The sequence below is a fragment of the Streptococcus suis genome (assembly GCF_016775005.1).
Taxonomy (GTDB): Bacteria; Bacillota; Bacilli; order Lactobacillales; family Streptococcaceae; genus Streptococcus; species Streptococcus suivaginalis.
Window position 1 is genome coordinate 285998 of sequence record NZ_JAEUXI010000003.1, and the last position, 8342, is coordinate 294339.

Consider the following 8342-nt stretch of genomic DNA (forward strand, 5'->3'; position numbering starts at 1 on the left):
TTTTTAAGAAAACGTTTTCTGTAATTTTATTCATTTCTTCTTATAAATATAAGTATATATTGCCAGATTTTTCTTATATCTTTCTAACTTTAAAGATGCATTAATAAATATAAGTCTATTTGTAAGGAATGTATGTTTTTCATCTATTTTTTACATATTAATAACTGGACAAACCACTTGAATTTGTGTATTTTTTATGATTTAATGGAAACTGGTGTAGAGCCTAATATATTAATATATAAGAGAGGAGAATGGAAATGTCTAGTTCGACGAAACATTCAAAAAAACGTTTTGATTGGTTCAGTAGACGACAGCGTTTTTCGATTCGCAAATACCATTTTGGTGCAGCTAGTGTCTTGCTAGGTGTTACCTTGGCGAGTTTGGCAACAGGTTCCTTGGCCAAGGCAGATGAGGTTCAGCCTCAAGAAGGAGCTGTGACGGTAGAAGTTGAAAGTGCTGGGACTGCTGAAGTCATCGAGACTGCGGTGCCTTTAGAGGCAGAAAAAGTGGCATCAGCTCTTCCAACTGAGACTGTCAGCCCAACCCCGGAGGCTGTAGAGAGTCTTACGCCTATCGATATCACTTCTGAAGCAAGTACAGAAAGTACAGAATCAGAAGAGACCCTTGTACTACCAAGTCTAGATCTGTCTCGAGCTGCAACGGAAACGGAGTCTCCTGCAACAAGTGATGGAAAGATAGAAGAAACTGTAGCGCTTGTTCCTGCTGAAGAAACAGAGGCTAAGGCAGACGAGTCTATAGAGGTCGCTGCAGAAGAAGTGCCTGAAGCAGAGCCAGAACCTGAAAAACGGAAGGCTCACCTTGTTTACAGTATTGAGTATGTCAATGCTGATACTGGTAAACGAGTGTCAAGAACACCGCATGCCCTCTATGTGGAGACGACACAGGAGCGTGCGGAAGTTGATTTTTCTATGACCGCTCAACCACCTGCAGGTTATAGACTGGTGGATGGTCAAGCCAACCACCAGGTTCAGACTTTAACTGAGGAGACTACAGCAGTTTACCGTTTCTTGGTGGTGAAGGAGGAGGAACAGACTGCTCCTCAAGAAGGTACAGGTTTCCGTGCGACGACAAACACCACTCAGGGTGAAGATGTGACGGTCTATACAGGGACAGAGCATTACAAAAACTTCCTCAACCGAAACAAGGACAAACTGCTTGACCAGATTACCTGGATTGACTTCTCGGATCCAACAACGATTTTCAATACTGGGCGAGTGCGCAACCAAGCAGTAGGTGGTAATGTGATGGCACCATCGCTTCAAGTCGGGACTGTTTTCCGCAAGGAATTGGCTCCAGGCTATGTGGTCGAGTTGGAAGTTATCGAACTGAAACCCTTTGAAGCGACTGAAATCTACCATGAGCGAGTGAAGGGGACTGACAAGGAGCAGTACTATAACCCTGATCGTAAAAACCACAATATTAAGGATGGTACAGAGGCGCATATCATTGCGGTAAAACAGGATCCTACATGGTCTCATGTAAGACAACAGGGATTAAACTTTGGGAACAAGGCAGTAACCTTGCAATCTGACAAAGATGGTGGAAACGTTGGAGTCAAATTCCGTGGTAGGGCAACCTATAATGGAAATGAAGTTCCTCTCAACTTCGTCTTTATGTCCGGTGAAGAAGCTAAAGTTAACGAAATTGAAATTTACACTACCAATGGTGAAGGTTTTGAACTCTTAGGAGAACTGTCGAATTCGACCACAACCTCTTCTTACAAGGTAAATGGTGATGCAGATGTTAACTGGGGACTAGATTATATTAAAGGGACCAACAATACTATGTCCACCCCAGATTGGCGAGAACGCTGGAATAGATTTCTTTATTTGAACAAGGGGACTGAAGATGTTGTAAATAGTGAGGGTGAAGTTATCCAAAAAGGCTCCATCTCAACTGCTAAACAAGTTTTTCGTGATCGATTGACAGGAATCACCTATGTAGATGGCATTGGAACCCAGGTATTTGGTCCAGTCAGCAACCGCATGCCAAGTACTACAACTAACTTGAGTTACTCAACTCCCTTGATCTTTACACGGAATGCGACCGAAGTAGGTATGTATATCGCTTCACGTGGTCGTCAGTCTGCCATGATTGGGGTTGTGGTTGCGGACTTTGGGGATGCGCCAGATTCCTATGGTCGTCCGTCTCATACTATCCAGATTACAAATGCAACCAAGCACCCATATTTAGGAACCACTCGTGGAGACATCGACTTTGTTCCAGAAGCTATCCCACCTGGAGCTGCTTCTTGGGTGCAGGATGAATTGATCTCTTCTTGGGATGAGGGTCCTAACCAATTGATGGGGAAAAATGTTCAGAAGAACAACAACTATACCCTCCATCATTCCAATAATGGCACCTACAGCCTACAATTTGAAGCAGATCCAAATACCAACGCTACAGCCTATGTTCAGGGATGGATTGACTTTAACAACAACGGCAAGTTTGATAAGGATGAAAATTCAGGCGTTCTTGCAATTACTAACAAGGGGACACATACCCTGACATTCTCCAATATCAAGCAGATTTCAGATGAAAACCTGCACAAGTTGGGAGTTCGTCTGCGGATTGCCATTGATCGTCAGGATATCTTGACACCTGATTTGCCAGCTTATTCTGGTGAGGTAGAAGACTTCCAGATTCAGTTGACGCACCCACCACGTAGTGAAAAGGTTGAAACTCGCAATGTGCAAGGGCAGAGCCAAACAGGAACTCTTCGCTTCTATGCCTTTGGTAGCGAAACTTACTCAGACATTCGAGCGACGATTGACACGACGATTGCACCTGTGATGGTTGATGCTGACAACCGAGAAGTTGGTAGTGATCGTTTGGATAATCAAGGTTTCTTCTATGTTCAGGGAGAAGGGAAGTATAAGGTCGAGGCTGTCGGTAAGGATGTACGAGTTACCTTTGTGCCGGATCCAGGATTTATCACAGAGTATGCAGATGGCCGCAAGGTCAATCAAGCAAAAGGGATCAGCGTCCGCCGGACAGCGACGGTATTGGATAGCAATGGTCAACCATATACGACAGGTTGGACTGCTGCCACTATTGACAATGGTTTAGAAAATACTTCCGAGCAGATTTCGACAATGGATGGTCGTTACATTCCGCATGTTGTTGCCATTGCTCCGACAGGCACGCCTGCCATCTCTGTTAAGATGCAAGGTGAAGTGCAGACAGGCCGTCCTGAGTTCGTATCCGGTTCTCAAGCAGTTCCGATGGGAAATACTGTCGATGCTTCAGGCCAAACTCTTGCAGGCGATGCACAACCAAAATATCCAATAAAACTGATTGATAAGTCCAACCAAGAAGTGGAGTCAACCAATGCCTATGCACGAGTGGCAGGTGTTGAGACTGTCGTGGGAACCTACTCCATCGATGGCAAAACAGGTATGGTTACCTACACGCCAAATGACGCTGGGAAACGCTTTGTTGGTGAATTGTTACCTGCGGAAGTGATTGCTCGAGATGCAAATGGTGCAGAAGCCAGAACAACTTACACACCAAGCATCATGCCAGTTTTACCGATTGCAGAACCTGCGACAACGGTTGGTCTGCAAGGGAAAACACAGTCAGGTCGTGTTCATTTTGCCAAATCTCCTACAGCTCCATCTGGTGTTGCAGATTTGATTGGCTCTAGCTTGACCCTGCTCAATGAACAAAATGCCCCTGTAACAGAACTTGTAATAGCAGGTCAGGGCACCTATCGTCTGGAAAGTGATGGTAGCATCACCTTTGTGCCATTAGCTACCTTTATTGGTCCAGCAACAGCTGTCAAGGTGCAAATGACAGACAGCAATGGTAGTCTTGCTACAACAACCTATACCGCGATTGTGGTGGAGGCACGCCCAGTTGGTCGTCCACAGGCGACTTATGGCTTGAAAGGGGATGTACAGACCTCTAGTCCAGACTTCTTTACACCAGGTCAGGTGGATTTAGATGGTGATCGCAACTACGATCCTGTGAAGGAAGTAGTGGACTTGAACAAGGCCAGCTTGACTCTGGTCGATGCAGGTGGTCAAGATGTTCGAACGGTTCGTGTGGAAAACCAAGGTGAGTATCGCTTGATGGATGATGGTACCATTACATTCACCCCTGATCAAAACTTCGTAGGACAGGCAAATCCTGTGACTGTTAAGATTGCGGATGTTAATGGAACAAGTGCGACGACTCTCTACACTCCAACGGTCATTGAGGTTCCAGAAGATCAGTTAACAGAAACAGTGACGCGTACCATTCGCTATGTGTATGCTAACGGTAGTCAAGCTTTTGAGCCTTCTGAGAAGACCTTACACTTTACCCGCACAGCAACTGCCAACCCGTTGACTGGAGATATTTCTTACTCTGAGTGGACAAGCACAGATGCGGACTTCCCAGCTGTGACTTCGCCTAGCTTGACCAACTACACTGCTAGCCTCCAAGAAGTTTTGCAAGAGACAGGGGTTGCAGCTACAGCTGATGACCAGTCTATCACAGTCATCTATCGTGAAAATGAGAAACAACTAGCAACCATTACCTTTAAGACAGAGTCAGGCACAGAATTAGCCAAAGATAGTCAAACTGGCCACTCTGGTAGCCCGATTAGTTACGATCCAAGCGCCCGCATTGCTGACTTGGAACAACGTGGTTATGTTTTAGTGAGAAATGATTTCGCTGCTGAGTCTGACAAGACCTTTGACAATCAACTTGACAGAGACCAGAATTGGGACATTGTCTTTAAAGAAAAGGTTGTTGAGTCTGTGCCAGATAGACCGCAAAACCCGGGTGACCCAGTCGATCCGAACAATCCAGCTGGTCCACGTTGGGAAGCTGTGGTGAAGACTGTCACACGAACGGTTTCCTACAAGTATGATAGTCAGGATGGCAGGGAAGCTGCACCGACTCAAGAAACTAGCGTCACCTTCAAACGTACGGGCTCTTATAATTTTGTGAGCAAGCAAGTAACCTATACGGACTGGGTAGCAGACCAGGCAGATACGGTCTTGGAAGGCCGAGCACTACCTGTCTTGGCAGGCTATACTGCGACGAGCGCCTTTGAAAATGGACAAGCGGTTCTTGTTGCTTCAACGACTCAGGACCGCACCGTTACATCTTTGAGTGAGAACATCACAGAGCTTGTGGTCTATACAGCAGATACGCAACAAGCAAGTATTTCTTACAAGTTGGAAAATGGTCCAGTTCTGGCACCGACAGATACGGTGACAGGTCCAAGTGCGAGTCCTATTAGCTACGATACAAGCGCGCGGATTGCTGAATTGGTACAAAAAGGCTATGTCTTAGTACGAGATGGTTTTACAGACGTCCCATCACCAGTATTTGACCTGGATAGCTTACAGCACCAAAGCTTTGAAGTTATCTTCAAGGAGCAGATCATCACTATCCGACCAAATGAACCGAAAGAGCCAAATACACCTGTCAGCACAGATCCAAATGGCCCTCAGTACCCAGACGGTTTGAAGGAATCGGATTTGAAGGATACGGTGGTTCGAGTGATTCGCTATCTCTATGAAGATGGTACGGAGGCTGGTGATCCGGTTCGTGAAGAACTTGTCTTTACCCGGACAGCTACCCTAAACGTGGTGACCAAGGCGATTCAGTATGGTCCTTGGGAATCAGTGGACAATCAATTTGACTTGGTGCCAACCCCTGAAAAAGCAGGCTATACGCCAGACCAGGCTGAAGTTGCAGCTCAGGAGAATGTTCAGGCCTTGTCTCCTGATAGCGAGATTCGGATTGTCTACCGTAAGAATCGTCAGTTAGGAAGCATTCGTTTTGTAGATGTGACCAAGCCAGACGCACCTGTTCAATTGAACCAAGTTCCTCTAGTTGGGAAGACCGCAGAGCCATTTGCCTATGACACAAGTGCCCTTGAAGCAGCCTATAGTTCAATGGGCTACCAAGTGACCAACCGTGATGGCTATAGCAAGGATGGCGTGTTTGACACCATCGCAGATAATTCTCAAGACTTTGTCTTTGAATTGGTACAGCGCACATCTAGTTCGACTCCTGACAATCCACAGACTCCAGGTACACCAGTAGATGCTTCTAATCCGAATGGACCGAAGTGGGAGGCCGTGACCAGTGAGATTAGCCGCACAGTTTCTTACCACTTGGACACCGTTGATGGACAAGTAGCACCAGGTACAACAAGTGCTACGACAAGCGTACGTTATGAACGGACAGGCATTTACAACCATGTAACCAAGCAAGTGATCTACACACCTTGGGTAGCTGAGAATGCCGATACGACCTTGGAAGGTAGGACATTACCAGTAGTAACAGGCTATGTAGCAACAGAAGCGAGCCGCAATGATCAGGCAATTGCGCCGAAAGATACAGAACAAGCGATTGACATTTTACCATTGGCAGCCAATATCGTGGAGCGCGTGGTTTACAAGTCCTTGTCAGAATGGCGCATTACACCACCGCCAGGCAAGGATCCAGTTCCACCGATTGCCTATCCAAATCATCCAATGGATCCAACTAAACCTGCTGATCCAACTCCAGCTCCGGGCATTCCAGTTCATGAAGGTTTTATCCCAGTAGGTCCAGATGGACAGGATTTACCAAAAGATCCTGTAACCAATCTATACCTACCTCCTGTTCCAACAGATCCAACACAGCCGACGGATATTCGCTACCGTGCGCTTGAGCAGACAGCTGTTGTTCGTTATGTATTGGATGGAACTGAGCAAGACTTGGTGCCGGCTGTTCGATTGACCGGTGACTCAGAAGCCCGCATTGAACATAGTGCCCAGGCTACGATTGCCCAGTTGGAAAATGAAGGCTACACACTTGTAACAGATGGTTATAGCTTGGATACTGGTCGCTTCTATGATACCGATAGCAATCAGGACCAGGAATTCCGAGTAAGCTTTAAGGAAACGGTTGTGACGATTGTTCCAACAGATCCGAAAAACCCAGGAGATCCAGTTGATCCAAGCAAGCCAAACGGGCCAAGCTACCCAGATGGATTGACAGCCTCTGATTTGAAGGAATCTGTGACCCGCACTATCCACTATGTCTATGCTGACAGCAGTCAAGCTGCACCTTCCCATAGTGAAACGCTTTACTATACGCGAAAAGCTCAGGTAAACTTGGTGACTAAGGTTGTGACCTACGAGGCATGGACAAGCCTTGATGATCAATTCAAGGCAGTTGATTCGCCAGTAATTCGAAACTTTACACCTGATCAAGTTCGAGTGGCGGAAAAAACTAGCGTGGATGCCCTTGCGCCGGATGAGGTGATTACTGTCATCTACCGAGAAAATGGCAAGCAGTTGGCGACCATCACCTACCGCTTAGAAGCTGGAACGACAACGGTTGAAGTAGCGAAGGATAGCCTAGAAGGTCACCCAGAACAAGACATTGCCTACACAACTACAGACCGAATTCGCGCCTTCGAACAATTGGGTTATGAATTGGTTTCAGATGCGTTTACAGCAGCTAGTCCACAAGAGCGTCTCTTCGATAGTGTTGAAAATAATATCCAGAATTTCGATGTCATCCTGAGAGCGAAACTCACTACTATCCAGCCAAATGATCCGCATGAACCCGGCAAGCCAGTTGATCCAAATAATCCAACTAGCCCAGTCTTGGAGGACTTGACAGAGACGGTGACGCGACGGGTGAAATTTACTGACCAACAAGGAACAGAATTGGTAGCTAGTCCAACTCCAACAACAGCTCAATTCATTCGAACAGCTACCTATAATCATGTGAGCAAGGTAGTAACTTACTCAGATTGGATAGCGGTCGATGCAGTGGTAGAAGGTAGCCCGATTCCGGTAGTTAAAGGCTATATTGCAACAACTGCTACTGCGAATGGGGAAGAAGTACATCTGGGCTCTATTGCCAAGGATAAATCAGTCAAATACAATTCAGAAGACATTGATGAGGTTGTCATCTACAGCCCACTCGGTTCATGGACCCCTCGTGTACCAGATGGATTCGATCCAATCCCACCAGTTGTCTACCCGAACCACCCAACAGACCCAACTGTTCCAGGTACAGACCGACCAATCATTCCGTTCGTACCGGGCTTGACGCCAGTTGTGCCAAACCCAGACAACCCATCTCAACCAGTGCCACTGACACCGGTGGATCCAGCAGACCCAAGCCAGGGCTACTACCTCCCACCAGTGCCAAGCAACCCAGGTCAGGACAGCCCAATCTTCTATGAGAAGGACAAGCAGGCCGGTCGCATCAGCTTTATCAATGTGACCAATCCAGACCAACCAGTTGTTGTGGACACCGTGACCTTACAGGGTCTGACAGGCGATGCCTTCGGTTATGACCCAAGTGACAAGGTGGCT

Annotated in this window: 1 protein-coding gene; it reads left to right on the plus strand. The window is 46.7% G+C overall.

The window, feature by feature from the left end; all coding sequences use genetic code 11:
- Positions 1–257: 257 nt before the first annotated feature.
- A partial coding sequence (locus JNG37_RS04980) for a CshA/CshB family fibrillar adhesin-related protein (protein ID WP_202848237.1) occupies positions 258–8342 on the plus strand: 8085 nt, incomplete at its 3' end.